The sequence below is a fragment of the Brevibacillus antibioticus genome (assembly GCF_005217615.1).
GTDB lineage: Bacteria > Bacillota > Bacilli > Brevibacillales > Brevibacillaceae > Brevibacillus > Brevibacillus antibioticus.
Genome location: NZ_SZNK01000001.1, coordinates 1,908,111 through 1,933,826 on the forward strand (window position 1 = coordinate 1,908,111; position 25,716 = coordinate 1,933,826).

Below are 25,716 nucleotides of genomic sequence, written 5' to 3' on the forward strand. Positions count from 1 at the left end.
TTGTTTTTTTGTTTCCTCGCTTACTTAACCCACACGTCCTGATACAATTTCAGTCCGGATGGATCAAGCATCAGTCCCTGAACACGGTTGTTTACCACGACAAACCGTTTTTCCGTGTAAATGGGAATCCAAAATGCCTCCTCCACAGCACGCTTCTGAATATCTTCATAGACTTTCGCCCTATCGTCGCTCTTCATCGTCACCTGTCCCTTTTCCAGCAAGGAATCGATCGTTTTGTCATGGATGGCTGAACGATTCATCCCACCGATCTGAGTTGAATGCATGAACGCAAACAAGATATCAGGGTCATCAGCGACGTATCCGTCCAGCGCCAAGTCAAATGTGCCGGCAGCAGTTAACTGGTCGACTGCGCTACCTTCCAGCGTAATGATTTTCACGTCTACCCCAATCGCTTTGAACATTCCTTGCATCAACTGGGCAGGTTGAGACCATACTTCCATACTCAACAATTCGAGATGAAGCGGTTTTCCTGCTTTTTCCCTTATCCCTTGTGCATTCAGTTCCCATCCGGCTTCTTCCAGGAGCTTCACCGCTTCCTCGGGGTTGTATTTGTATGCATATTGGGCAATGGATTGATCGTATCCGAACAAGTTTGCTGGCAGCGGACCATCTGCAACCATTCCTTCGCCTTGCAGATGCGACTGCACGATAGCATCTTTCTTTACTGCCATTTGCAACGCTTTGCGTACGTTCTTATCTTGTAAAATCTCGTTCTTCAAGTTCAGCTCGACAAACAGCCCCAAGCCGCGCTTTGTTTGCTCAAGTACCGTAAAACGATTGTTGTTCTTGAATTTCTTCGCGTCTTTCGCAGGCAGATCAGCGATGTCGATGGTTCCGCTTTCCAAAGCAGCGAGAGCCGTTTGCGGATTTCGAATCAATTTCAGAACTACTTTATCTGGCCTCGGTGGTCCTTGATTTTTAAAGAAGGGCGTTGCCCAGCGATACGCATCATTTCGAATCAGCGTGATCGAATCTCCTGATTTCCAGCTCTCCATCTTCCATGGACCGACACCGAGCGGATTCCTTCCGTATTGATCCCCAAATTTTTGTACCGCGTCCACCGAGAGCGGCTGCAAAAAGCTCGCGGAAGTGAAATAGGTGACGAGCGTGGCAGACGGTTCATTCAACTCCAAAATAAGGGTCTGATCATCTGGTGTTTGGATCGATTTGATGATGCCAAGAACCATCCCTACACCTTTCGGAGCGATTTCCGGGGACATAGCCCGCTCAAACGTTCGCTTGTACGCCTGTGCCGTAAGCCGTGTCCCATCATGAAAGGTAACGCCTTGGCGAATGCGAAATCTCCATGTCTTCCCATCTTCCGAAATAGAATACGATTCGGCCAGATGGGGCTTGACCTCATTTGTTTGGGGATCTCTGTAAAGGAGAGCCCCCCCTAGATTGAGCACGACCCCCTCCGTGCTTAACGCTGTCGATTTGTGGATATCCAGTGTATCGGGTTCACTGCTGATCGCAACGGTGATCGTTCCGCCCTTTTTCTCGGATATGTTGGCATCATTTTTTCCTTCATCAGTATCTGGTGTCGTCGCAAGCGTCCCGCAGCCGGCCACACTTGCCAGCAGTACGAAACAGGAAAGGACAATGCTCACAAACGTGGCGGTTCCCCGCTTTCTTATCCCCATGAATGACCCCACTCTCTTGTTTGGGACATATCCTTGCCGCCTACGATCTGAGCCAATCAACCGTTTTCTGATCCAGCTTTTTGACGAGAGCCGTCAGCAATTTCACCGTATTTTCCACATCATCATGATGGAGAATCGAAGCGTGACTGTGAATGTAACGCGCTGGGATTGCAATGACGATAGATGGAGCCCCTTTGCCAACCATATGAGCAGCTCCTGCGTCCGTACCCGCACCTGGAATAGCAGCATATTGATACGGGATGCCTTCCTCTTCAGCCGTATCAAATAACAGATCCCGCAATTTCCGATTGGGCACGAGCGAGCCGTCGAATAGACCAATCGTAGGCCCGCCACCGCACTTGATATCAGGCAAATTAGGAGAGTCGGCGCTTCCCGGCGTGTCAAACGTTATCCCCGTCTCCAATGCAATAAATAAATCTGGCTGCACCATATACGTGCTCGTGAATGCGCCGCGGGCCCCCACTTCTTCTTGTGCAGTAGCGCCGCTAAATACGATGTTGGGGTGATCCGTTTCTTGCAATTGTTTCATTACTTCAATGGCTGTCAGGCAACCGCCGCGATTGTCGAGCGCTTTTGCCATATACATCTTGTCATTCGCCATCACCGTGAAAGGGCAGATTGGCACAATCGGATCACCTGGGCGAATTCCCAGCTCCTTTGCCTGTTCTGCACTGGATGCTCCGATATCGATGAACATCCGCTCGATCTCAACCACTTTCTTTCGTTCTTCCGAAGACAGCAGATGCGGCGGTTTTGACCCGATTACGCCGACAATATCCCCTTTTCTTGTTTTAATGTTCACGCGCTGAGCCAGCATCACCTGCGACCACCAGCCACCAAGCGGCTGGAAGGCGATGAATCCATCCTTCATGACACGCGTTACCATGAACCCCACTTCATCCATATGGCCCATCATCATGATTTTGGGTCCATTAGCCATGCCTGTTTTCCGCCCGATTATGCTTCCCAGATTATCTGTGAACACTTCTTCTGTAAGCGGTTCCAAATAGGTGTGCATCAATTCTCGCACTTCCTGTTCTTGTCCGGGAACTCCGGAAGCCTCTGTCAGCTCTTTTAGTACCTTTACCCAACTATTCATCCATATCTTCCTCTCCATTTGGATGTTATCTCCAGCTATCATCCATGCGATCATAGGAACCGATGCGAAGATCTGCTTTTTCGTTCGCCAGTACATGCTTGGCTATACGCTCAGATGGGGTACGAGGCAATTCACTGCGGTATTCCCAATATCGTGGAACCTTGTAATGAGCAAGACGCTCGGTGCAATAAGTGATCAACTCATGAGGTGGCACCGTTTGGCCCGCTTTCACTACCACGTATGCCTTGATTTCTTCCCCGCGTATTTCGTCCTTCACTGGAAGGCAGGCAGCATATTGCACAGCCGGATGCATTTTCATGACTTCCTCAACCTCAGTAGCCGAAATATTTTCCCCGCTCCGGCGAATCATCTCTTTTTTTCTGCCGACATAATAGATGTATCCGTCTTCGTCCATTCGCACCAAATCTCCAGTGTGGAACCAGCCGCCCTGAAAGGCTGCGGAAGTCGCATCAGGATCTTTATAGTAGCCATCCATCATCCCCAAGCCCCGTAGGACGAGCTCGCCAACCTCTCCCCTCGAAACGGAGCGGTTGTGAATATCAACAATGCGGACGGTCCGGTCTCTATCCGGTTTTCCGATGCAGCCTGTTCCGAGCAAGCGGTCATGATCCTGTGGTTTTACCGAAATATCTCCACCTGTCTCTGTCATGCCAAAAACCTCATACCATGGAGCACCCCATCGCTCTTCCAATTCACGGTGCAGATGCGGGGGAATGGCCGAGCAAAAGATGGTGCGAACGTTATTTTCCCTGTCTAATGGAGAGCGTGGTGCTTTGACCATTAACGTAGGCATGATTCCTAGGCAGTAGAAAAAGGTAACGGCATATTGCCTAACTTTTTCCCAAAATGTAGAGGGATGAAATCGATCGAGAACCACAAGCTTTGCCCCCACAGCGATTGCACCCAGCAAATTCCATTGCGGGTCCATATAGTAAAAGGGCTGCGCCGTTAATAGTACATCTGAATGGGTCAAATTGGGGTGCTGCTCGACCACCTTTTTTGCTATGGTGAGCCAATATTCATGGGAAAGCATACACCCCTTGGGGAAGCCTGTCGTGCCGGATGTATATTGGATGTTGACTAACGTTTCAGGAAAAACGGTAAGTGCTGTTGGAGTCGTGGGCGCTGTTTTACACATCGTGCTGAAATCGACAACGTTGGGATCGTCTGATTGGTCTACTGAGAGTATTGTTTGGAGGGTTTGTAAGGAAGGTCTGATCTTATGTAGCAGGGATAAAAACTCCTGTGAAGTTACGATAACGATTGCTTCGGAGTGCTGGAGGATATACTGTGCATCGTATTCCTTGTAATTTACATTTATCGGCACGATGGTCGCACCCAGTTTTGCCAATGCCAGCCAGGTAAGCGGGAATTCCGGCTGGTTCCTCAGCATGACGGCTACCCGATCCCCATAGCCTACGCCCAGCTCTTGGAGCATGTTGGCGATCTGGTTGGAACGGTCTTCCATCTCCTTAAATGACAGTTGTTCATTCCATTCATCAAAGACAAGCCCGATTTTTTCTCCCCATCGTTTGGCCGCCCGTGCCGTCAAAGACTTGATTTCTTGCGTGTCCAAAAGCTTTCAGCCCTCCTTCTCTATACCGATCTTTTTTTTCGGAACCCTTCAGCCGCCTGCTTGGACTCGATCGTTTGCACGGTTGCCAGCGCATGCTCGATCTCCAATTCAAAAGCTGCCTCCAAATCGGATTGTGCCCCTCGATTTAGCGCAAATTTGGCTTTTGCAAGCGCTACTTGCGGGAGCTCAGCTAACCGTTTCGCCCACTTGTCAGCTTCTTCAGCTAACACTGAATGATCCACTACCTTGTTGATGAGTCCGAGATGCAGTGCTTGCGGCGCACTAAATCTTTCGCCCGAAAACAGCAACTCTTTTGCCCGGACCAATCCGATCGTGATGGGAAGGATATGCGAGATCCCTCCGGTAACACTAAGTCCCACACTCACTTCCGGAAAGCCGAATTCGGCATCTTGTGCGGCGATGATCAAATCGCATCCGAGCGCAAACTCACACCCTGCTCCTAATGCATAACCATGGACCGCAGCGATCACTGGAAAAGGAACACGCTGGATCTTTCGTGTTATATCCTGAATCTTCTGTAAATTAAGGCGAAGCTCAGCCTCATTTGCAGGCTGTTCTTCATGACGCAAATCATGTCCTGCACAAAAAGCATTCCCGCGGCCAGTCAGTACTGCTGCCCTTACTCCTTCCCGTTCCAACTTTTCGAGCGATCCATACAGCTCCTCTACCAATTGTGGAATCACCGCATTTAACCGCTCGGGGCGATTCAGGTGAATCCAGCCTATCTCTTGATGGACCTCACACTCTACCACCGCCTTACGTGTTGTCATCCTTTTTTACCTCCGCCTTTATTTTGGAAAACAATGTCTTTGCATTCGAACCGAGCACCTTCTCTAGCACCTCGGGCTTTATGCTTAATTCCTTCCATTCTGCAATCGCGCGTTTCAGAGGAAATACAGGCCAGTCTGTTGCAAAGAGGATTTGATCTTGCAAGAGGTTGTTTGCTAACCTGTACATCATCTCCCACCCTGCTCCTTGCACCCCCAAATACTTTGGAGAAAGCCCGCCCAAATCCATCAGAACATTGGGGTGCTTGCGCGCTACGGCAACCATTTCAGGCACCCAGGGCCACCCCCCATGACACGCGATCAATGTTAATTCTGGAAAATCACAGGCAACTTGATCCAGTAGCAGCGGGTGTTCATTTCGGATGGGATGAATCGCCGAATAATTAATTCCCGTATGAATGGCGACTGCTAAGCCTAACTCGGCAGCTTTTGCGTATACGGGATATAATTTGCGATCATCGATTGGCATCTCAAAAAACGCAGGCTGGATGTTTACTCCCAGAAAGCCCAGCTCTCTGATGCGGCTCACTTGTTGGACAGCGCGCATCGGTCTGAAATGCTCCATTGAAATCGTACCGAATCCTGAAAAAAGCTCGGTTTGAGCGGATATGACTTTTGCCAATGCTTCATTCAGCGCATCCCCATCCTCGCCGAATTCGTATTCTGCATGCATAATGGCGTGGTCGACTCCTGATTCTTTCATTTCTTGTATCAAATCGTCGAGCGTTTTCGCCATAGTCGATCTTACTTGTAACACCGCATCATATTGAGCAACGTACTCCTTTCGCATTTCACCTATGCGTGCCTCACGGAACTGCTGTGGCAAGCGGACACGGGCATCAAGAATGTTCATGCGCAGCAGCCCCCAGCCATGGTTTCATAAAAAAACGAGCGGGTTCAGGCAGATTCAAATCGGAGACAGTCAGTTGCTGACCGTTTCGCTTTGCCTGAACGAGTGCAAGCGCCATATCGGAAAAATTCAAGCTGATTTCTTCCAATGAATTTGGGCCATCGGGCGAGTACCAATGGGCGACACCCGTGCACATTTGAAGCAAAGCCAGGACGGCAAGCTTGCTATTTTCTATCGTAAATACGCCCCCCTCTAATCCGCCCGTTAAAATACGCTGCCAGAGCAGCTCATATTCACTGCGCAACCTGGCAATTTCTACGCGTGTATTTCCAGTCAGCGCACGGAACTCGGTATCTACTACGAGCGCTGTTAGCTTGTCGATGGCATGGCTGGTAACATGCAGCTGTACAAACGCTACCAATTGTTGTTCGGGCGCTTCAAGTTCAGCGAGCACTTCCTTTGCATTTCCAAGAAGAGTCTGTAACCCTTCTTGCATGATGGCAACGAGCAGATCCTCTTTTGTTTTCATGTAATGATAGAGGGTGGAGGAGGTTACCTCTGCTTCTAGAGCGATATCACGTATGCTGGTTGCTTCAAAACCTTTTCTTGCGAATAGCCGTAATGCTGCTTCAAGTATTTTTTCTTTCGTCAAAAAAGCGCGCTCCTTTCTACGGATGATTGCAGGAAACTAGCGTCTCTCATGTCCAGTTACTTGTGGCGGTTCCATCATCTGCTTTTTTGGTTTTGTCGATCGATCGATCGATTGGTTGCTTGTGATCACCACTTTACTAGTGATTTGTTTTAATGTCAAGATTATTTTTTATTTTCTGACATTTGTTTTTGCATAACAAAAATCTCCCCCGGTTTCCCATGAGGAGATCTGAATTCGTTATGCCATAGCCGCTTTTACGTTGCAATCCTATACATTACTTCAAGTACCTTCCCGTGATCGACTGTTCCGCTTGGATGATTTGTGAAGGTGTGCCCTCGAAGACCACCTGACCGCCGTTGCTGCCTCCGTCCGGTCCCATATCGATTATCCAATCTGCTTGGCTGATCACATCAAGGTTATGTTCGATGACGATTACCGTATTGCCGGTATCTACGAGGCGGTTCATGATCTCCAGAAGGTGACCGATATCTGACATATGCAAGCCAGTTGTCGGCTCGTCCATTACGTAGATGCTGCCCTTCTTATGCAGCTCGCTGGCCAGCTTGATGCGCTGACATTCCCCGCCCGAGAGCGTGCTGAGCGGCTGGCCGAGTGTAATATAGTTCAGCCCCACATCACTCATCGCTTGGAGCTTGCGCACAACCTCACTTCGCTCAAAAAATTCTAATGCCTGCTCCACCGTCATCTCCAGCACTTCTGCAATTGACTTGCCGTTTAGCTTGTATGCAAGTACCTCTTCCTTGAACCGTCTACCTCCACATACTTCACACGGTAGCTTTACGCTTTCAAGGAATGCAAGATCTGTATACACAACACCTAGCCCTTGGCAGTTCTCGCAAGCCCCCTTGGAGTTGAAGCTGAATAAGCCTTGGTTGACCTTGTTCGCGGAAGCAAAAGCCTTGCGCACATCATCCATGATCCCTGTGTAGGTTGCGGGATTCGAACGCGTTGACACGCCTACCGCCGATTGGTCGATGACGATCGCATCCGGATGGTTGCCGAGGAATACTTCGTTAATCAGCGTACTCTTACCAGAGCCGGCGACACCCGTAACTACGGTCAGCACTCCGGTTGGAATATCAACACTCACGTTCCGCAGATTGTGCAGTGTGGCATCCTCGATGGACAGCTTACCGGACGGCTTCCGGGAATCTTGCTTCAATTGGATCGACCGCTTCATGTGGATACCTGTCAGTGTCTCTGACTCCAGCAGACCTTCGAAGCTGCCTTCATACACGATGGTACCGCCGTGGCTGCCAGCGTGAGGACCGACGTCGACGATATGATCTGCCACCTTGATTACATCGGGATCATGCTCGACGACAATGACGGTATTGCCCTTGTCACGCAGCTTATGAAGCAATTCATTTAACCGGTGTACATCACGGGGGTGTAGACCAACGCTGGGCTCATCGAAAATATAAGTAACATCCACCAGACTGCCGCTCAGGTGCTTCACCATTTTGACGCGCTGTGACTCGCCGCCGGACAAGGTATCCGTTTCGCGGTCCAGCGTCAAGTAGTCCAGTCCAATATCCACCAAATGCTGCAACCGCTCCGTCAGCGACTTGACCATCGGCGCTGCGACCGAATCGTCAATCTCAGCAATGACGCGGATGAGCTGACCGACCTCCATGGAGGACATCTCTGCAATGTTAAAGCCATTGATTTTGCAGTTGAGTGCGGCCTGATTGAGTCTCGCACCATGACAGCTGGAGCAAGAACCTTCGGTGATGAACGGCGCAACCGCTTTTTGTGTACGCTCAGATTTCGTCTTTAGATCCTGTTTGATGTATTTATTGGTGAACTTCTCAATGACACCTTCTACTGTAATATTCACGGCTTTCCCGGCAAACTGCATCTCCACTTTCCTCGCCTTCGCGTACAACAGGTGCTCAAGCTCCTCATCCGAATAATTGCTCAGCTTCTTGTCAGGATCGAAGCCCGTCTGCACGAGCATATTCCATTCCATGCCATCTACCTTATAGTCCGGCAGCATGATTGCCCCTTCCTTCAACGACTTTGACATATCCAACGCCTTGCTCATGTCGATGCTCAAACTGCGACCGATCCCGTTGCATTCGGGACACATGCCTTGGGGATCATTAAAGGAGAACATATGCGCTTGTCCAACATGAGGCTGACCTATGCGGGAGAAAAGTAGGCGAAGAATGGGAGAAATATCGGTAATGGTCCCCATCGTGGAGTGGGAACCGCCACCCAGTCGCTTCTGGTCCACGATAACCGCCATGCTCAGGTTCTCGATTGCGTCCGTATCCGGCTGCGGGTAGCGCGGCAGGAAATTTCGCACAAACATGCTGAAATTCTCATTCAGCAAACGCGTGGATTCTGCGGCGATCGTATCGAAGACGATTGATGACTTGCCGGATCCAGATACACCGGTGAAGATCGTAATCTTTCGCTTGGGAATGCGCAAGGATACATTCTTGAGATTGTTTTCCCTCGCACCGGAGATTACGATATACTCCTGATTAGATTCACTCATGCCCATCATCCTTCCGATAGCATTCATTCCTACTTATATTCACATTGTACCATTCAGAAAAAGATCTTTCGTACCGATTGCTGTTCTTGCTTACAACACGCGTTCCTCTACCTATTATTTCCAAAACAATTTTTTCGTGTCAATCATCCCATGACGCTTTGCTTGTGTACAGAAGAGGAAAAATTGCGGTCGCGTACGCCTGGGCACATTGGTGAAAAAAATGCTTGTGTAGGACGAAAAAAGAGGACCCGTATTTAGCGGCTCCTCTTTTTTTATGTTGGTCACGGCATGATATACGGTTGTTCGAATAAAATATCTCGACTGCCTCTACTACTTTTTCCGTCTACTCCGTACATTCTCTTCAGTATAGTCGACAAGATCATGATGCCCATTGCTGTAAACGCCTTGGAGACCGATGCCGGTTCAAATATCGATTGCGGTGACAATCTCTCAGCTGTTTCCAGATTGGCCAAAATCGAAAGGTTGCCACTCCAATAGTTACGTTGGCCAGAGATCAGTACTTAGATATTTAAGACCGGAATCATTAATCGTTAACACAATATTTGCCCCTTTTTCTTTTCCTTTCAAAAGCTGTAAGGCAGCCGCAACATTCGCTCCTGAAGAAAATCCTGCAAATATTCCTTCTTTTCTTGCCAGTTCTCTAGCAACTCGTATCGCTTCTTCATCTGTCACATGGATGTAATCCGTGACGAAGTTCTTATCCAGAAGAGGTAAATCCATGGAATATCCCCCACCTTGGATCTTGTGATTGAGGTTAGTAGCGGTTTTACCAGAATAGAACGGTGCGGTATAAGGTTCAACTAAATAACACCGAATGTTCGGATTATACTTCTTTAACGTTTTTGCACAACCTGTAAAGGTGCCACCAGAACCAGCAAAATCAAGGAAAACGTCTACTTTTCCATTCGTTTGTTTCCAGATTTCTTCCCCCGTGCGAAATTCATGTGCATGAATATTGCCCATGTGATGAAATTGGTCTGCACGAAACGCATTTCTTTCTTTTGTTATTTGTTGGGCTACTTCTTCCACTTTAGCAAGGTCTTCTCCAGATACTTGCCCTATAGGTGAACCAGGCGCTTGGTCTACTAAAACAACCTCTGCTCCCAGTGCTTGCATCATCCTCGCTCTTTCCATTGAATTTCCTTTGGACATGACAGCAACAAATTGATACCCTTTGACTCCGCAAACAATCGCAAGCCCGGTCCCTGTATTGCCACTCGTTAATTCCACAACGGTATCATTCGGTTTTAGTATTCCAGCCTTCTCAGCCTCTTCAATGATTTGCAAAGCGATTCTATCCTTTTTGCTAAAGCCTGGATTTAAATATTCCAATTTAGCGAAAATATTTCCATCGAGATTTTCGGTAAGCCTGGAAAGATGAACCATCGGCGTGTTACCAATCGCTTGATGAACGCCTGATAAAATCGTGTTCTCCATAGACATAGCACCTCTTTTCGTATATTTTGGACTATATAGTGTCTATCCCGAACTATATACAGTTTAATTTAAAATATAACGTACATACGTGCAATATAACGTCCGAATGTAATGGAGGGCATTTATTTATGGAAGAGTTTCACACAAATATTGGGGAGAACATAAAGCGTATCCGGAAAGAAAGAAACTTGAGCTTGGATAAAACTTCTGAAATAACAGGGGTTAGCAAAACGATGTTAGGACAAATTGAGAGAGGCAAGTCTGCTCCAACAATCACAACCCTTTGGAAAATAGCAAGTGGGTTGCGTTTATCCTTTTCTTCACTCGTTAGTCAATACAAGCCGAATGTTACGATCGTAAAAAAGAAGGAAGTAAATCCTATTATTGAAAATGACGGACAATATCGTGTGTATCCACTTGTCCCCTATAATCCTGAACAACAGTTTGAGATCTTTTCAGTAACCCTTGATCCTGGATGCGAGCATATAGCAGAACCGCATTCAACAGGGGTTGAGGAATTTATTCTCGTAAATGAAGGCACGCTAGAGGTTGTTGTCAATGAACAGGTTTATGTAGTTGAGCCAGAGGATACTCTTATTTTTAAAGCAGACAGGCCTCACATTTATCGAAACAACGGAAATCATATCGTAAAGTGTTCCGTAGTCATTCACTACTCCAGTCAATGAAAACAAAGAGAAACCCCACTACATGTCGGGTTTCTCTTTTATTCGTTCACTAGGAGAGATGCTATCCGTTTGCAGGGTTCCCCCATTCCTGTTTCCGCTCATGGAGCGAGCTTGCAATAATACGGTCCAGCAGCTGTGTAAAGGTTATACCTGCTGCAGCTGCACTCTTTGGAAACAGGCTGTTGGCGGTCATCCCCGGTAAGGTGTTCACTTCTAGCACGTAAGGCATATCCTGACACAAAATCATATCAACCCTTGCATAGACCTTGCACTGTAGTAGTTGGTAGCTAGCGAGCGCCGCCTCGCGCACTCGATGCTGGGTATCCGGAGGAAGCTCGATCACCTTCTCCTCCGCGCCGCCATCCTCATATTTCGCTCGGTAGTCGAACCACTCGGAATGCGCGGAGCGAATACCAATAATCGGCAGTACCTCGCCATCCAGAATCGCGCAGGTTAGCTCGGTCCCTTTCAAATAGGGTTCAATCAAGATTCCCTGATCCAAATGGCTGGCTTCCTGAACTGCCGACAGCAGCTCTTTCTCATTCTGCACGAGCTGGACACCGATGCTGGATCCCCCCAAATTTGGCTTCACAATCACCGGGTAACCCAATTGCTCCACCGCCTGGGGATCATAAACGTCCTTCCAGTAAAGACCTGCAGGCGTTTGAATACCCGCCGTCTTCAGCAGCAGCTTGGACAGTTGCTTATTCATGCATAGGCTGCTTGCCAGGACACCGCTTCCTGAATAAGGAATACCGAGTGTCTCCAGCGCGCCCTGCACTGTGCCATCCTCGCCATATTGGCCATGCAGCGCCAGCAGCGCGAAATCTATGCCTGCCTGCTGAACCTGTGTGATTAAATCCGCTCGCTGCGTAACGACAATGGGAACTACCTCATAGCGACCGTGATCCAAATGATTGATCATCTCTTGACCAGTCTTCAGAGAAACCTCACGCTCCGAAGAAATACCCCCCATAATAACGCCGATTTTCATGATGACACCTCATGTTTCTTCAAAATGGTTGTGCGGTTTGAAATCGTTATGTCTCAAGAAAGCGTCGCGCCTGTTTGCCGATTATCTGAATACCCAATTCGATATTTTCATCTGTTACTCGTGAAAAACCTAGTCGCAAGGTATTCGACCCTGTTCCTTCTTGAATAAAAAATTTGTCCCCTGGTGTAAAAATGACACCGTGTTCTGCGCAAGCTTCTAACAGCTCCCGTGTATTTACGCCTGAAGGAAAGGTAAGAAACAAGTGCAAGCCCCCGTCGCCGGATAGCTGCGCCGCAGGGAGATGTGCCTCACAGCATGCCTTCGTCAGTTCATATTTGCGTTTATATTCCATACGTGCCTTTTTGACATATTTATCGAAATTTCCATTTAGCAAATATTGATATAAGATTGATTGATCAATGGTCGATGTATGAATGGTTCGTGCACGTTTCATGCTTTCCAGATTGTCGATCAATGCCTTGTCTCCGAGCACCCAGCCCACTCGCAATCCAGGAAACAGTACCTTGGAGAAGCTACCAATATAGATAACTCCGTTCCCTTGCCCTGCTATCGCGATTAATGGCGCAACATGCGCTCCCGAGTAGCGCAGCTCCTCATTGAATCCATCCTCGATCACTGGAATCTGATTGTGCATCAGTAATTTCATCACAGCACTGCGCTTCGCTGGCGACATGACAATGCCTGTCGGGTTGTGATAGGAAGGAGTCAAATAGGCCAAATCGAAGCTGTTTGTCTGCTTTTGCAATAACGCCTCAAGCTGCTCCACATCAATTCCATCACTCTCCATCGGAATGCCAGTAATCTCAAATCCTTGCAGCCTCAAATTCTTAATTGCAGTATGATGGGTCGGATTTTCACAAATGGCTCTTCCACGGCGCGCAGAAGGGCGCAGTGCGGACAGTACTATGTCGAAACCTTCAGTAAACCCGCTTGTAATCAGCATATCCTTGCCGCGTAAATCGACGCCCTTATTCTCCATATAACGCATCAAATAATCAATCAGGGGCTTGTAGCCCTTGGCATAGCCGTAGTTGAGCAGCACCTGTCCTTCGATTGCCATCCGATCCAAAAAAGCTCGCCTAACATCCCCTAAATCAAACAACTGCTCATCCGGCGCGATGCTTGTGAATGAAATGGTCCCTTTTTGGGCGCGAATGCCCTGCTTCATCATGTCGAGTTCTGCAGCGGATACTGCATATTCGTTCATTCGTGCCTTCCAGTCGATTTGCCATGAAGCAGAGCCGTCCGTTCCTCCGTAATTAGCAGCCAAATGACCCACCATAGCGGTAACATAGCTACCTTTTCCCGGAGTCGCATACGTAAATCCATCATCCTCTAAGCCTTCATAGGCTGCAATGACTGTATTGCGACTCACCTTGAGCAGACTGCTCATTTCTCGTGTGGAGGGCAGCTTTTGATCTGCCTGAAGCGCGCCTTTGATTATTAAACGTTTGACGTATTCTTTCACTTGTATTGCGACTGGACGGTCACCAACAAGCTTGAAATCCTGGAACATCCTTCATCGCCCCCATCTCTAATGATGGCATGGAAGACGAGAGAAAAAAAGAACCACCGCACTGGATTTTTCATCCTTCGGTGGCTCCTCTGAAGAGGTCAGCATCTATCCAGCGGTAAAAATGAACGTAAAAAAGAACCCATTTTTTCTAAGGGTTCCTCTTTTGCAATCATTTTTCAGTAGGTCGCTAGTGAATCCATTACCAGATGCTATCCATTTTATGGTTATTTTGCGCCATTACAATATATTTGTCCAATTGCTGGCTCACTCCCAAAACTGCGTCACTTGTAAGACCATGTTTTCCTGCCAATTCAATCATTTGCTGTCGTAGTTGTTCGATGCTTGTTTCTAGATCCAAGTGGTGGCGATTTGCTTCTACTCCCGCGCCCCAGATCGTGCACTTGCTTTTCGGGGATGTTCCTAGGTGCACAGGGACTTCCCTTTCTAATGAACTTGCGATAGCTTTTATGTTAAGCACCTCCCGCGTTTTACATTTTATGACAATTATAACTATAAATGAATATGCAAGAATTCACCAACTAAGAAAAAATTGAATAGAAAAAAACATCCTATCGAAAGGATGTTTTTTTGTGTGTCTTATCAACTATTACTAAAAGTCTGCACCATGCTGATAACTAATGATGTGTCTACTATCAGACTTTTGTGGTTCGGAAACGATACCACTGCTTAACCCAAACATTAGAAGAAGTGCTAGAAATACATTTTTCATTCTTTTTCATCCTCTCTACTTATCATTTTTTTGTGATTGCTGATACATTGTCTTACCACTAGTTTATAAATGAAGCTTCAGCCTTCTTCTCTCCAATTACAATGTCTTGATATTGTTGGATTTGTGATGGCGAGGCAAGATGGCGATATTTTTCAAACAACTGTACACATTGCAAAGCATCATGATGTCGATTCATCAAATCCGCTAGAACTAAACAGTGCAGGGTTTCATTGAGTCCACTTTCAATGCGTCCCTTTGTAAAATCATATGTTGCTTTCTGATATCGATATTGGAGGTGCTGAACCATATTAACCAACAATGTTCGTTCATGGAATCTAGCAATATCTTCAGAGAGGCGTAATAAAACCTCATCTACACATAAATAATATTTATTAGCAGCTTCCATAATCGTAACGAGACCCGGAAGTATTTCAACAGGCTGCTCCGCCAGATAGTCGGTATATTCCTTAATGATCTCTTCATTCCCCATTAATACTTCCAGTGTGTAAAAATTCGCCTTTGCAAAGACAGCAAACCGCTCAACGATTCTTATCCCCTCATCCTCAAGAAGTTCAAACCAATGTAAATCGGCGTAGGCTTGTACATATTCTTTGGATTGTGAATAAGCGCCTTGCATCTGTAAAACTAATCCTTTATATAAATAACCCATTCCGTAGTAGTAGACGAGCGGACGTTCTGTTTTTATCAACTCTGCCGCTCGATTTTTTCTGTGTTTTTGGAGCTTATCTTGATAGATAATTTTGGAAAGCTCTCGTAGCTCATCTGCGTAGGTTTCTGCTTCACTCCATTTTTGTAAAGTGAAACAAACCTTCGCCAAATTTAATAAAGCGTCTAATCGATCTGTTTCCGATAATCGCTTTCGATATGGGGAAAAACGAATAACAGCCTTCTCATTTTCATCAGCATTTGTCCCGAGAATTGCCTGAAATAATCGGTAGTGACTCATCACAAACTGGGTAGAGTAGCTATCTTTCTCGTTCTCTATTACGTACTCATAGAATGGCACCGCCTTTCCCAGTTTTCCATCCTCGTATAATTGCTCTGCCACAGTAAAAAGGATGGAGATATTTTTGGGATTCTCCAATAATTGGGAGGCAACAGCTTCCATGCAATCCTTTCGCCCATTCTCAGCGCTTCGAATCAAGTAAGGTATCAATCGGGGGCGCGAAATTTTCCCTTCATATAAACATTCATCGGGGTATAGTTCATACATCCAGCCTGGCTCGTAGCCAAACACCGCAGCGAGCGCGTCTAATTGACCTATGGTGATAGCCCGAGGAGGATTCCCATTTAGAATCTCACTCAATGTCCCTGGATTAATACCAGTTAAATCTCCTAGTTTGCTCAATGTATAACCGCGCGCCCGCCGATGTTGTTCGATTTCTGACCGCAGCGACTGGTGCAATGTCCCTAGCAGTACCCCATAATGGATCACCCTTTTTGTTTTGCTTTATTTTACAACCAAATGGGTTTTTTTGGAAGGTATACAAAGCATATTTTTATCATTTTAATAGTTTTTGTAAGGAGTTGTTCACATACAAGTAACCATAACAGAGATTGTTATGGTTACTTCGGGATGGTGTTATGGAAAACTCGCTTTAGCCTGGTCATGATAGGCGAGCATCGTACCCCTTCTAGTAAGCGTTCGCTATTCCTTTTTCCCGATCAACAATTCCATTGCTTCGATTTCCTTTGGGATTTGCGATGAGAGCACCTCGCAGCCGTCTGCTGTTACTAACACGTTATCTTCAATCCGAATGCCAATCGCTTCTTCCTCTATGTACAGACCAGGTTCAATCGTGATTACCATACCAGGTTGTAAAGCAACACTGTAATCCGGGATATCGTGCGTATCCAATCCAAGATGATGAGACACGGGATGATAGTAGTATTTGGCCAGGTCACTGCTCTCTTGGATGAGACCAAGACGTAGCAGGCCATCGGTCAAGACTTGTTTCGTGACATCATTGAGTTGCGGCAATGTGACACCAGGCTTCACTGCTTCGATGGTCTTGATTTCGGCTTCGAGCACGAGTTGATAGATTGCTTTCTGCCGTTCTGTAAAGCGACCATTCACGGGAAACGTTCGCGAAATATCAGCTGCATAGTAATTCGATGCTGCACCGAGGTCGAGGAGGACCAAGTCACCATCTTCTGCACGGTGATTATTCGCTTCATAGTGCAAAATAGTAGCATTGATTCCGCTAGCAATGATAGGCAAATAAGGAAGCTCGCGAACACCATGCGACTTCAATGTGTAATCGTAGTGTGCCTCTAACTCATATTCCATGATTCCAGGACGTGCATGCGACCACATGCGCCGGATTGCTTCATCCGTGATCGCAATCGCACGTCTGATTTCTCCGATCTCTGCTGGACTCTTTACCATACGCAGTTCTTTCAGCCATGGGCCCGCATCGTGAATCTGCAGGGTCCGGTATTTCTTCTGAACGTCTTCGGCAAAAGTCTCTGCAGGGGTTCGCTCGTCGCTCCACTGATAGCGATACACGTCAAGATAAAGCGAGTACTTGCCTTCGCAGCGCCTCATAAAGGTTCCAAATGACTCCAACCACTCATCCAGATAGTCAAAGTGCTCGATACCAGACTGCTCTTTCGCCTCTTGATCCGACAAGACGGCCCCTGTCCATTTCGCTTCCAGTTCATTTGGGCGCTGAAGAAATAACGTTTCGGTCACGATGCCAGCGCGTTTCGTGATCATGAGAATGAGGCTGCTGCGCGCAATGCCGGTCAGATAATAGAAGTTGCGGTTCGGTGAAAACGGATATTTATCGTCATGGCTGCGTGTCTTGACAACTCCTGAAAATAGGACAAGTGCGCTGTGGTCAGGCATTTTTTCCGCGAGTTTTTTACGGCGATTGATGAACTCTATTGAATTTATGGTTATTGTCATTTGTTTTATACCCCTTCGTTCATGGATTTCTTCATAGATTGATGTAGCTTGTGAAAGGTTCTCTTGATCGCATTAAGTTCAGTATAATCTGACAATTATCACATGTCCTCCTTTCTTCTATATTTTAGGATACTTTCACGAGGTTCAACAAGGATCAGTTGCTATGGGCAAACTGATCCTTGTTATCGTAGATTAAGACCGCATTTTATGAAACGTTATTCTGCCACTCTTTTCGCCCAACGTAGGTCCGGGGTCCCGGTTACACTGAAGCGGATGCCTTTGATCTTTTGCTGTTGAGGTAGTTTTCGTTATTGAAATAAACCGGGATGACTGCATAAAAAAGCACGTTGTTGCATCCTTTGCATAATACGAAGGAAAACCCCTCTCCGAAAAGAAGAGGGGCAATACCAGGGTTCTCACCTTCCCCTCTCGCAGAATAACTCCGCAGAAATTGGCACCATAGGGTCAATCAGACCAAGGTTGCCGGGTTTCATCGAGCCAGTCCCTCCACCACTCTCGATAAGCATATTCTATGAAATTTAATTTCATCGTAAAAATTTTTTCTCATTTTACTCGGATATATCAAGCCTGTTCTATCACATTTAGGTGAAAAGTAAGTCTTCACACACGTGAGAATAGAAGGATGTCAACCCAAATCTTAATCGTGGTAGCGAGGATCAACAGGGCAAGAATGGTTTGGAGAATCCGGGTGTCCAAACGTTTACTGATCTGCGTACCGAGTGGCGCTGCCAGTATGCTGGCGATTACCATGATCACGGATGGCCACAGCAATATGTCCCCTGCCATCCATTTCCCTACCGTCGAACCGATGGAAGAAAGAAAAGTGATGGCAAGAGAAGAAGCAATCGTAACTCTTGTCGGAGTCTTGAGGATGTTCAACATGATCGGAACCAAAATAAAAGCGCCAGCTGCCCCGACAATTCCGGAGGCGCCTCCGACAATCAAAGCGGATAATACGGCTGTCGGTTTATGAAAGATAACCTCGGTCTGTTCACGTTGGTCCATCCGCTTTTTTGGCAGGAACATCAAGATTACAGCAACGGTGGCCAGGATGGCATAAACGAAATTGACGGCTTCTGCCGAAAGAAATTGTCCTCCATACCCTCCTAGCAAGCTCCCGACAATAATGGCACTTCCCATGTACAGAACGAGCTGGTAATGAATAAGCTTATCTTTGCGCAGCGTCCAAACAGCAGCGAGAGTGGCAAAAAATACTTGGACGGCACTTATTCCGGATACTTCGTGAGCTGTGTAAGCAACGAACCCAAGGGCGGGCGGAATATACAGAAGCATCGGATACTTGATAATGGAGCCCCCGATTCCGACGAGACCAGAGATAAACGATCCCACGAAACCGATAACAAACAGTGTGATCACAAGGTCGATAGTCATAGGCTCACCCTTTGCAATACCTCTCGCTTCGTTTTATGCTTGTTCTACGACTGCCAAGCCGTCTATTTGCCATTTCAAGATTCCGCCGCTCAAATTCATGACGTCCTTGAATCCGTTTGCCTTTAGAATGCTTGCGCCAATAGCGGATCGGGCACCGGAACGGCACTGTACGAGAAGTGGCTTGTCGTGTGGAATCTCATCCAGCCGCATGGCGAGTGTACCGAGCATGATGTGTTGTGCATTTGGAATGTGACCTTCCTTCCACTCAGCCAAATTACGTACATCTACTACGTGAACCTCTCCCTTTTCCACCCGTTCTGCAATCTCCAGAGGTGTTACCTCTTCGATTCTCTCGAGCGAAGACACTTCCCTTTCCAGTAGCTTGCCGCTGTCGATAAAGCCTGTGACATGATCAATCCCTACTGCATGCAAGGCTTGCAAAATCTCGTCCAGCTCATCTGGGGTGGCCAGGATGTGAACCGGGCGATGGTAATCGACAATCCAGCCCGCCCAGTTGGCGAATGACTTATTAAAAGGAATGTGAAGGGTTCCCGCCAGATGCCCCTTCGCAAATTTCTGGAAAGGACGCGTATCGATCATCTGCCCGTTTTCCAGCGATTCCTTTGCCGCTTCAAGCGAGCTGAACTCTTGAACAACAGGGAGTTCCTTGAGTAACGCAGGGCCTTCCTTATTCACGCGTTTCATCACTGCAAAATACGTCGGCGGCTCTGGTTGTCCATCCAGGAGTGCCTGAACGAATTCCTCTTCACTGGAGTGTGACATCGCCCAGTTAAAGAGCTTTTCATAGCCGACCGTAGAAGATGGCACGGCCCCCAGTGCTTTCCCGCAAGCACTTCCTGCTCCATGAGCTGGCCATACCTGCATATAATCCGGCAGTTGTTTGAATTTTTGGAGGGACTGATACATGGCTCTTGCACCTGACTCGGACGTCCCCTTCATTCCCGCCGCTTTTTCAAGCAAGTCCGGTCTGCCGATATCGCCGACAAAGACAAAATCACCCGTGAAGATCCCGATGGGGCGATCTGCATTCCCACCAAGATCTGTCAAAAGGAAGGAGATGCTCTCAGGCGTATGACCAGGGGTATGCATGACTTCAAATAACAAGTTCCCGATATAAAAACGATTTCCATCGTGCACAAGCTGATGGTTCAAGCCCTCCAAATATTGATATTTCCAATTTCCATCGCCTTCATTGGATAAAAACAGCTTCGCCTGATGAGCTTCGCCCAGTTCCCTGGCACCAGACACAAAATCAGCGTGAATGTGGGTTTCGGTGGCGGCTACAATGGTAACTCCCTCTGCTTTGGCAACTTGAAAATAAGAAGTCAGATTGCGGGAGGGATCGATCACAATCGCCTCCCCGGTTTTTTGGCAGCCGACCAGATAGGATGCATGGGCCAGTTTTTCATCATAAAAGTAACGCAACAACATCGTGCATTCCTCCGTTTACACATCTATTATTTGTTTGATTTTTCCGCGAGTACTTCGAGCAGCGATTGGGTAAAGCGAAGTGACTTTTGGACGGTGGGATCTTTCATGAGCTTGTAAAGTGTGAACACCGAAACGGGTTCGTTTTTACGTTCGGCTCGTGCTTTTGCTTCCTGAAAGACAGCCACTCCGTGCTCCACTTGCGCGGACACAGGAGCGATGTACGCTTTCATGCTGTTAAGCAGGTATTGCTGCGATTGCTTATCCTTTCCGATGCTCTCCAAAAAATCAGCAACTTGTTCGAGAACACTAACATATTTAACAAGCTTTGGCAGTTTATCAAGCAAAGTGAATAGGGCATCTATCGATTCTTTTTCCACAAAGAACCGGGACAGTTGACCATCTACCCGCTCAAATAGATACCGTAGTGATTCCTGATCGCGCAAAATAGATGTGGCTACTTCAAGTCCCTCTTCGGCTGCAAGGACGGTATCTTTTATCTTCGGGAGCTTTCGGATCAATATGGTGATCGCTTCCTGAACTTCTGGATCAGATAAATCCTCTAAAAACATTCTCTGTTCCTGCCTGTCGTTCAAAATGCTGCTCTCCCCCTTTCTTTCAAAGACTGCCTTACATCAACCCTTTAAGCATGCCATTCCAATAAAGGATGGGAAGCAGCTCTCTTTTCATCAAGTACATACTGAATCTCTCTTCGGATTGGTCAAAGGGAAAGGTTTCGCACGGCGTCAGGTTGTAATCAAATTCGGCTAGTACCAGTTTGTTGTACCCCGTTACGAGTGGACAAGATGTATAACCGTCGTACTTGGCAGTCAATGGATTCCCGTTGATCAGTGCGAGAAGGTTTTTCTCGACCACTGGCGCCTGTTTGCGAATAGCAGCTCCGGTTTTCGACGTAGGAAGATTCGCGCAATCTCCAATACCGAAAATAGTGGGAAAACTTTTGTGCACAAGCGTAAATGGATCGACATCCACCCAGCCTCCTGTATCTGCCAATGCGCTGTTTGCAATGAAATCGGGAGCTTTCATGGGCGGGGTCACATGAAGCATGTCATACTTCCATACTTCCTGCTCTTTGGTGTCCAGATTCTCGAATACGGCTTCCTTGCTATCCGCCCGCACTTCCATCAGGTTATGCTTGTATCTGGTTTCGATGTTCTTGCGACGAATGACGTTATTGAGGGTATTTGCATACGTGGGAACATCAAAAATACTTCCCTTCGCTGATGCAAAAATAATTTCTGACTGGTTGCGAACATGTGACTTGCGAAAATAATCATCGGCCAGATACATGATTTTCTGAGGGGCTCCGCCGCATTTTACAGGTGAGTTCGGGTGGGTAAAAATGGCAGTTCCGCCTTTAAAACTCTGGATCGCTTCCCACGTACTTTCTACCGTTTGGTAAGCGTAGTTGCTGCAAACACCGTTCTTACCGACGGCGTCTTTCAGGCCCTTTACCCCCTCCCAATCTAGTTGCAGACCGGCAGCAACTACGAGGTAGTCATAGGAGAGGATGGTTCCCTGTTTCGTACACAGCGTGTGTTGTTCCGGTTGAAACATGGTGACCTCATCGCAAATCCAGTCAACGCCTGCGGGAATCAGCGAGGAAAGGTCACGCTCGGATTCCTCCTTTTTCGCGGCACCACCTCCAACTAATGTCCACAAAGGCTGGTAATAATGCTTGGATGCAGGATCGATGATGGCTACTTGTCCCTTGAGCCTTTTGGAAGCCCGGACGATACGGGCAGCAACAGAAATACCGGCTGAGCCTGCTCCCACAATAACAACCGTATAATGAACCTGTTTTGCCATAGTTCCTCCTTCGACTACGATATAGTTTCCACTCGTATGATGATGGTACAAGAGTTGTAGTCTCTCTATTCAGTTTATTCCGCTGTCATTTTTTCCATATAGGGGAAGTCCCCTACTTTTTGATCCAGGCGATTAAAACGCCAGATCGAGATATCTATTTTTTATGGCGTATTGGATCAATTGATGCTTGGAATCCAGTCCTAGTTTCTGCATGATATTCGTTTTGTGGTTCTCCACCGTTTTGACACTGATCAACAGCTTATCTGCCATTTCCTTATTGGTATAGCCAAGCACAATGAGTCTGACAAGCTCCTTTTCACGTAGCGTTAAAACAGAAGGCAACATCTTGGCATCCGATTTCAGCCATAGTTTGATGATCTCTTGCGATACGGATGTTTTGTAAAAGCACTTCCCTCTATAGACCTCAACAATGGCTTGAAACAGCAGCTCGCCATGGCTGTTTTTTAAGATGTACCCATCGGCTCCGACAGTAATAGCCTTCTGGACAAAAATCTCCTCGTCATGCATGGTCAATATGACAATTTTCACGAAAGGATTCGACTTGCGAATCTCATTGCTCGCGGTAAACCCATCCAGCCCATTCGGCAACGACAAATCCATCAGCACCACATCGGGTTTTAGCTGATTAGCTTTGAGGATGGCATCGTTGCCTGTATGACTCTCTCCGACAATTTTGATTTGAGAGTAACTTTCGAGAAGCACACGCAATCCCTTCCGAATCATCGTGTGATCATCAACCAAAAGCACTCGTATCACTCTGCTCTCCCTCCTTGTCCTACTACCGTTACCTTGATCGATGTACCTTTGCGGGGCACGGATTGAATCTGAAGAGTCCCCTCCATCTGATCCACTCGTTCTTCCATATGTTTAAGTCCCAAACCGACCTGAACCTGATCACGCACAAATCCGATTCCATTGTCCTGAATCAGCAAAGTCAATAGGTCGTCTTCCTTGTACAAGATGACTTCAATGAGTGACGCCTTCGCGTATTTCAGTGCATTATGTAAGGCTTCTTGGATGACACGGTACAGATTGATTTCCAGAATTGGCTGAAAATGACCGCTGACATTGCTGTAAGAAAAGGTGATGGAAACTTCCTGATGTGCTTTGTTCAAGCTAGAAACAAGATGCCGTATGGTAGGAATCAGCCCCAGTTGATCGAGACTATGCGGGCGCAGCTGTAGAGAATACAGCTTGACGTCTTGTATCGCTTTTTCCAGCTCATTCACAATTTCTTGCATGAATACCCGAAAATGTCCTTTCTCATTAAGGCGCGCTTGAATTGCTTGAATGCCTACCGAAACGGAATACAAGGATTGACCTACGCCGTCGTGCAGCTCCCGGGCTAGGCGCTTGTGTTCATTTTCTTGAGCTTCTAGTGTTTTTTGCAGTACCTGCTTGGAGATTCTGACCTCCTCTTCTTTTTTCTTGGCCGTCATATCTTTCAAGACCAAAAGAACATCCTGCATGTTTTGTTCCCCATTTTCATAGATGACAGCCGTGCTCATCTCCATGTCTATGTACCGCCCTTCATATGTCGGCATCGCGGAAAGAAAATAGGGAATCTCCCGCTTGGCGAGCAAATAACATCGTTCTTCTCCCGGTTCCAACTCTCTGTTTTGGCAGTAGGAGCAGAACGGGACCTTTTCTCCTCGTTTCCAACCGGTCATTTTCTCTGCGGATGGGTTCATCACCATAATTTTTCGTTTCTGATCCATGAGAATAATCCCGTCCTGTAAGTGATCGAAGATTTGCTTCAGATACCCGTTATCCATTGCCTTTCCTTCATCACTATAGCGTTCAAAATAAGTTGGACTTTGATGCGTCATAGGTCCTCCAAGCTACAAGTTTTGTTTTTATCCAATCGTAAAAGACAGGGGCAGCGTTTCAAATAGGTACCTTCCCCTATCTTTTGGGTTTCTGGCACAATGCGAATGTCGATGGATGATCGAAAGTTCTCCTGCTAGCGAATAAAGCAGCAATTCCTACATCAAGGAATTATCATTTTTTACATATACGCGTAAAAAGATTACCTTGACTTAACAAAGTAGAACAGGTAATCTTTACCCGCTACGATAAAACGGCAATTCAACAGGGATTTTATACGGCAGAAAGGTTGTATTGACTTCATGGAGTTATCTCAAACTACTACAAAGAAACAAGTTAACAAGGATAAACCTTCTATCTCTTTGCTCTCTCTTACCGTGGGCTCTTTTGCCATTGGGATGACGGAATTTGTCATCATGGGTCTACTGCCGAATGTTGCAGAGGATTTGAATGTGAGTATCTCATCTGCGGGACAACTCATTACCATGTATGCACTAGGCGTAGCCGTCGGTGCACCGATACTGACAGTCCTCACTCACCGGATTCCCCAAAAGAAGCTACTCTGTCTCCTTATGGTTCTCTTTATTCTCGGGAACGGAATCTCTGTTTTTGCTCCTAATTACGAGATATTGATGGCAGCACGCCTGATCACCGCTTTGACGCATGGGACATTCTTTGGGGTTGGGGCTGTTGTAGCCTCTAGTCTTGTAAGTCCTGCCAAACGTGCAGCAGCCGTTTCCATTATGATGGCAGGTCTGACGATTGCTAATATTATTGGTGTGCCTTTGGGGACTTTCATCGGTCAACACATGGGGTGGCGAGCCTCATTTGGCTCCATTGCGATCATGGGAATGATAGCGCTAATCGGAATACTCGTTTTCGTGCCAAACATGCGGCAAGAGAACACGGGGAGTATCACTGGACAAATTACCGCTCTTCTCAAGCCCAAGCTCCTTCTGTACCTCTTGATCGGAGCACTTGGCAATGCAGGTTTATTCACCGTATTTACGTATATTGCACCTCTGCTGACGCAAATTACCGGGTTTGCTGAGTATCATGTAACGTGGATTCTTGTCCTCTTCGGCTGTGGAGTGACCATCGGCAATATCGTGGGCGGAAAGCTTGCGGATTGGAAGCTGATGCCTGCTGTACTCGGACTTTATTTTACGATATGCATCATTCTGACGCTGTTTACGTTTACAATGTATAGTCCAATAGCTGCCGTATTGACCATCTTTCTTTGGGGAGCTGCTTCTTTCGCTGTATTTCCAGGGCTGCAAGTACGCGTGATGAATCTCGCACAGAATGCACCAGCGCTTGCTTCTACCTCCAGCCATTCTGCAGGAAATCTAGGAAATGCTGCTGGTGCTTTCATTGGCGGATGGGTTATTACTCATCTTGCTATTACCTCCCTCCCATGGGTCGGTGCTGTGCTCGTCGGACTGGGTCTGATTTTGGGAATCGCATCCTATCTGGCTGAACGCAAGCTGCAACAAAGTTGAAAAGGGTACTCCATTTGAGTACCTTTTTCTTTTGCTCTGGTTTAAGCTGTTTCGTACGGTCTTGCCAAAATTCTCTCCCACATCTATTCCGTAAAAATAAAGTACTAGACTGAGAAAT

Annotated in this window: 22 protein-coding genes and 1 riboswitch; of the genes, 2 read left to right on the forward strand and 20 right to left on the reverse strand. The window is 47.0% G+C overall.

Annotated features, from left to right (window positions below):
- Positions 1 to 20: 20 nt before the first annotated feature.
- The 9 genes from E8L90_RS08685 to E8L90_RS08725 form a co-directional block, all read right to left on the reverse strand.
- A complete protein-coding gene (locus E8L90_RS08685) occupies positions 21 to 1,664 on the reverse strand; it encodes an ABC transporter substrate-binding protein (RefSeq protein ID WP_137028975.1) in 1,644 nt (547 codons plus the stop codon).
- A gap of 40 nt (positions 1,665 to 1,704) precedes the next feature.
- Complete coding sequence (locus tag E8L90_RS08690) at positions 1,705 to 2,784, reverse strand: M42 family metallopeptidase (protein WP_137028977.1); 1,080 nt, start codon at positions 2,782 to 2,784, stop codon at positions 1,705 to 1,707.
- 25 nt (positions 2,785 to 2,809) lie between these two features.
- On the reverse strand, positions 2,810 to 4,381 hold the full coding sequence (locus tag E8L90_RS08695; protein ID WP_137028979.1) for an AMP-binding protein: 1,572 nt from the start codon (positions 4,379 to 4,381) through the stop codon (positions 2,810 to 2,812).
- 20 nt (positions 4,382 to 4,401) lie between these two features.
- Positions 4,402 to 5,172, reverse strand: coding sequence for an enoyl-CoA hydratase/isomerase family protein (locus E8L90_RS08700; RefSeq protein WP_137028981.1), 771 nt, complete (start codon positions 5,170 to 5,172; stop codon positions 4,402 to 4,404).
- The gene (locus E8L90_RS08705) at positions 5,159 to 6,043 is read right to left on the reverse strand and encodes an amidohydrolase family protein (RefSeq protein WP_137028982.1); all 885 of its coding nucleotides are present in this window, start codon (positions 6,041 to 6,043) and stop codon (positions 5,159 to 5,161) included. Before E8L90_RS08705 ends, E8L90_RS08700 begins: the two co-directional genes overlap by 14 nt.
- Complete coding sequence (locus E8L90_RS08710; RefSeq protein ID WP_137028984.1) at positions 6,030 to 6,692, reverse strand: TetR/AcrR family transcriptional regulator; 663 nt, start codon at positions 6,690 to 6,692, stop codon at positions 6,030 to 6,032. Before E8L90_RS08710 ends, E8L90_RS08705 begins: the two co-directional genes overlap by 14 nt.
- Before the next feature lie 274 nt (positions 6,693 to 6,966).
- Positions 6,967 to 9,219 carry an ATP-binding cassette domain-containing protein gene (locus E8L90_RS08715; RefSeq protein WP_137028986.1) on the reverse strand — a complete coding sequence of 751 codons (2,253 nt, stop codon included), beginning with the start codon at positions 9,217 to 9,219 and terminating at the stop codon, positions 6,967 to 6,969.
- 281 nt (positions 9,220 to 9,500) lie between these two features.
- Positions 9,501 to 9,692: a hypothetical protein gene (locus tag E8L90_RS08720; RefSeq protein WP_137028988.1), complete on the reverse strand. Its 192-nt coding sequence runs from the start codon at positions 9,690 to 9,692 to the stop codon at positions 9,501 to 9,503.
- Positions 9,693 to 9,717: 25 nt separating this feature from the next.
- Positions 9,718 to 10,677, reverse strand: a complete 960-nt coding sequence (locus tag E8L90_RS08725; RefSeq protein ID WP_137028989.1) for a PLP-dependent cysteine synthase family protein — start codon at positions 10,675 to 10,677, stop codon at positions 9,718 to 9,720.
- A gap of 128 nt (positions 10,678 to 10,805) precedes the next feature.
- On the opposite strand from E8L90_RS08725, the gene E8L90_RS08730 reads away from it, so the two are divergent.
- Entirely contained in the window at positions 10,806 to 11,363 is a 558-nt protein-coding gene (locus E8L90_RS08730; RefSeq protein WP_137028991.1) for a helix-turn-helix domain-containing protein, read from the forward strand.
- 61 nt (positions 11,364 to 11,424) lie between these two features.
- On the opposite strand, the gene E8L90_RS08735 is transcribed toward E8L90_RS08730, so the two are convergent.
- The 11 genes from E8L90_RS08735 to E8L90_RS08785 form a co-directional block, all read right to left on the reverse strand.
- On the reverse strand, positions 11,425 to 12,357 hold the full coding sequence (locus E8L90_RS08735; RefSeq protein ID WP_137028993.1) for a D-alanine--D-alanine ligase: 933 nt from the start codon (positions 12,355 to 12,357) through the stop codon (positions 11,425 to 11,427).
- A gap of 46 nt (positions 12,358 to 12,403) precedes the next feature.
- On the reverse strand, positions 12,404 to 13,894 hold the full coding sequence (locus tag E8L90_RS08740) for an aminotransferase-like domain-containing protein (RefSeq protein WP_137028995.1): 1,491 nt from the start codon (positions 13,892 to 13,894) through the stop codon (positions 12,404 to 12,406).
- 199 nt (positions 13,895 to 14,093) lie between these two features.
- The gene (locus tag E8L90_RS08745; protein ID WP_137028997.1) at positions 14,094 to 14,324 is read right to left on the reverse strand and encodes an aspartyl-phosphate phosphatase Spo0E family protein; all 231 of its coding nucleotides are present in this window, start codon (positions 14,322 to 14,324) and stop codon (positions 14,094 to 14,096) included.
- Positions 14,325 to 14,682: 358 nt separating this feature from the next.
- The gene (locus tag E8L90_RS08750; RefSeq protein ID WP_137028999.1) at positions 14,683 to 16,080 is read right to left on the reverse strand and encodes a helix-turn-helix domain-containing protein; all 1,398 of its coding nucleotides are present in this window, start codon (positions 16,078 to 16,080) and stop codon (positions 14,683 to 14,685) included.
- Between the two features lie 213 nt (positions 16,081 to 16,293).
- A complete protein-coding gene (locus tag E8L90_RS08755; protein WP_137029000.1) occupies positions 16,294 to 17,556 on the reverse strand; it encodes an aminopeptidase P family protein in 1,263 nt (420 codons plus the stop codon).
- Between the two features lie 421 nt (positions 17,557 to 17,977).
- A riboswitch (SAM riboswitch) is annotated at positions 17,978 to 18,082 on the reverse strand.
- A 95-nt stretch (positions 18,083 to 18,177) separates the two neighbouring features.
- Positions 18,178 to 18,969, reverse strand: a complete 792-nt coding sequence (locus tag E8L90_RS08760; protein WP_137029002.1) for a sulfite exporter TauE/SafE family protein — start codon at positions 18,967 to 18,969, stop codon at positions 18,178 to 18,180.
- A gap of 33 nt (positions 18,970 to 19,002) precedes the next feature.
- Positions 19,003 to 20,421 carry an MBL fold metallo-hydrolase gene (locus E8L90_RS08765; RefSeq protein WP_137029004.1) on the reverse strand — a complete coding sequence of 473 codons (1,419 nt, stop codon included), beginning with the start codon at positions 20,419 to 20,421 and terminating at the stop codon, positions 19,003 to 19,005.
- A gap of 26 nt (positions 20,422 to 20,447) precedes the next feature.
- Positions 20,448 to 21,014, reverse strand: coding sequence for a DUF1641 domain-containing protein (locus E8L90_RS08770; RefSeq protein WP_137029006.1), 567 nt, complete (start codon positions 21,012 to 21,014; stop codon positions 20,448 to 20,450).
- Between the two features lie 34 nt (positions 21,015 to 21,048).
- Complete coding sequence (locus tag E8L90_RS08775; RefSeq protein ID WP_137029008.1) at positions 21,049 to 22,248, reverse strand: FAD/NAD(P)-binding oxidoreductase; 1,200 nt, start codon at positions 22,246 to 22,248, stop codon at positions 21,049 to 21,051.
- Positions 22,249 to 22,380: 132 nt separating this feature from the next.
- Positions 22,381 to 23,025 carry a response regulator gene (locus E8L90_RS08780; protein ID WP_137029010.1) on the reverse strand — a complete coding sequence of 215 codons (645 nt, stop codon included), beginning with the start codon at positions 23,023 to 23,025 and terminating at the stop codon, positions 22,381 to 22,383.
- Complete coding sequence (locus E8L90_RS08785; RefSeq protein ID WP_137029012.1) at positions 23,022 to 24,098, reverse strand: PAS domain-containing sensor histidine kinase; 1,077 nt, start codon at positions 24,096 to 24,098, stop codon at positions 23,022 to 23,024. Before E8L90_RS08785 ends, E8L90_RS08780 begins: the two co-directional genes overlap by 4 nt.
- Before the next feature lie 300 nt (positions 24,099 to 24,398).
- Between E8L90_RS08785 and E8L90_RS08790 the strand changes: the two genes are divergently transcribed.
- Positions 24,399 to 25,598, forward strand: a complete 1,200-nt coding sequence (locus E8L90_RS08790) for an MFS transporter (protein WP_137029014.1) — start codon at positions 24,399 to 24,401, stop codon at positions 25,596 to 25,598.
- The last annotated feature ends 118 nt before the right edge of the window (positions 25,599 to 25,716 follow it).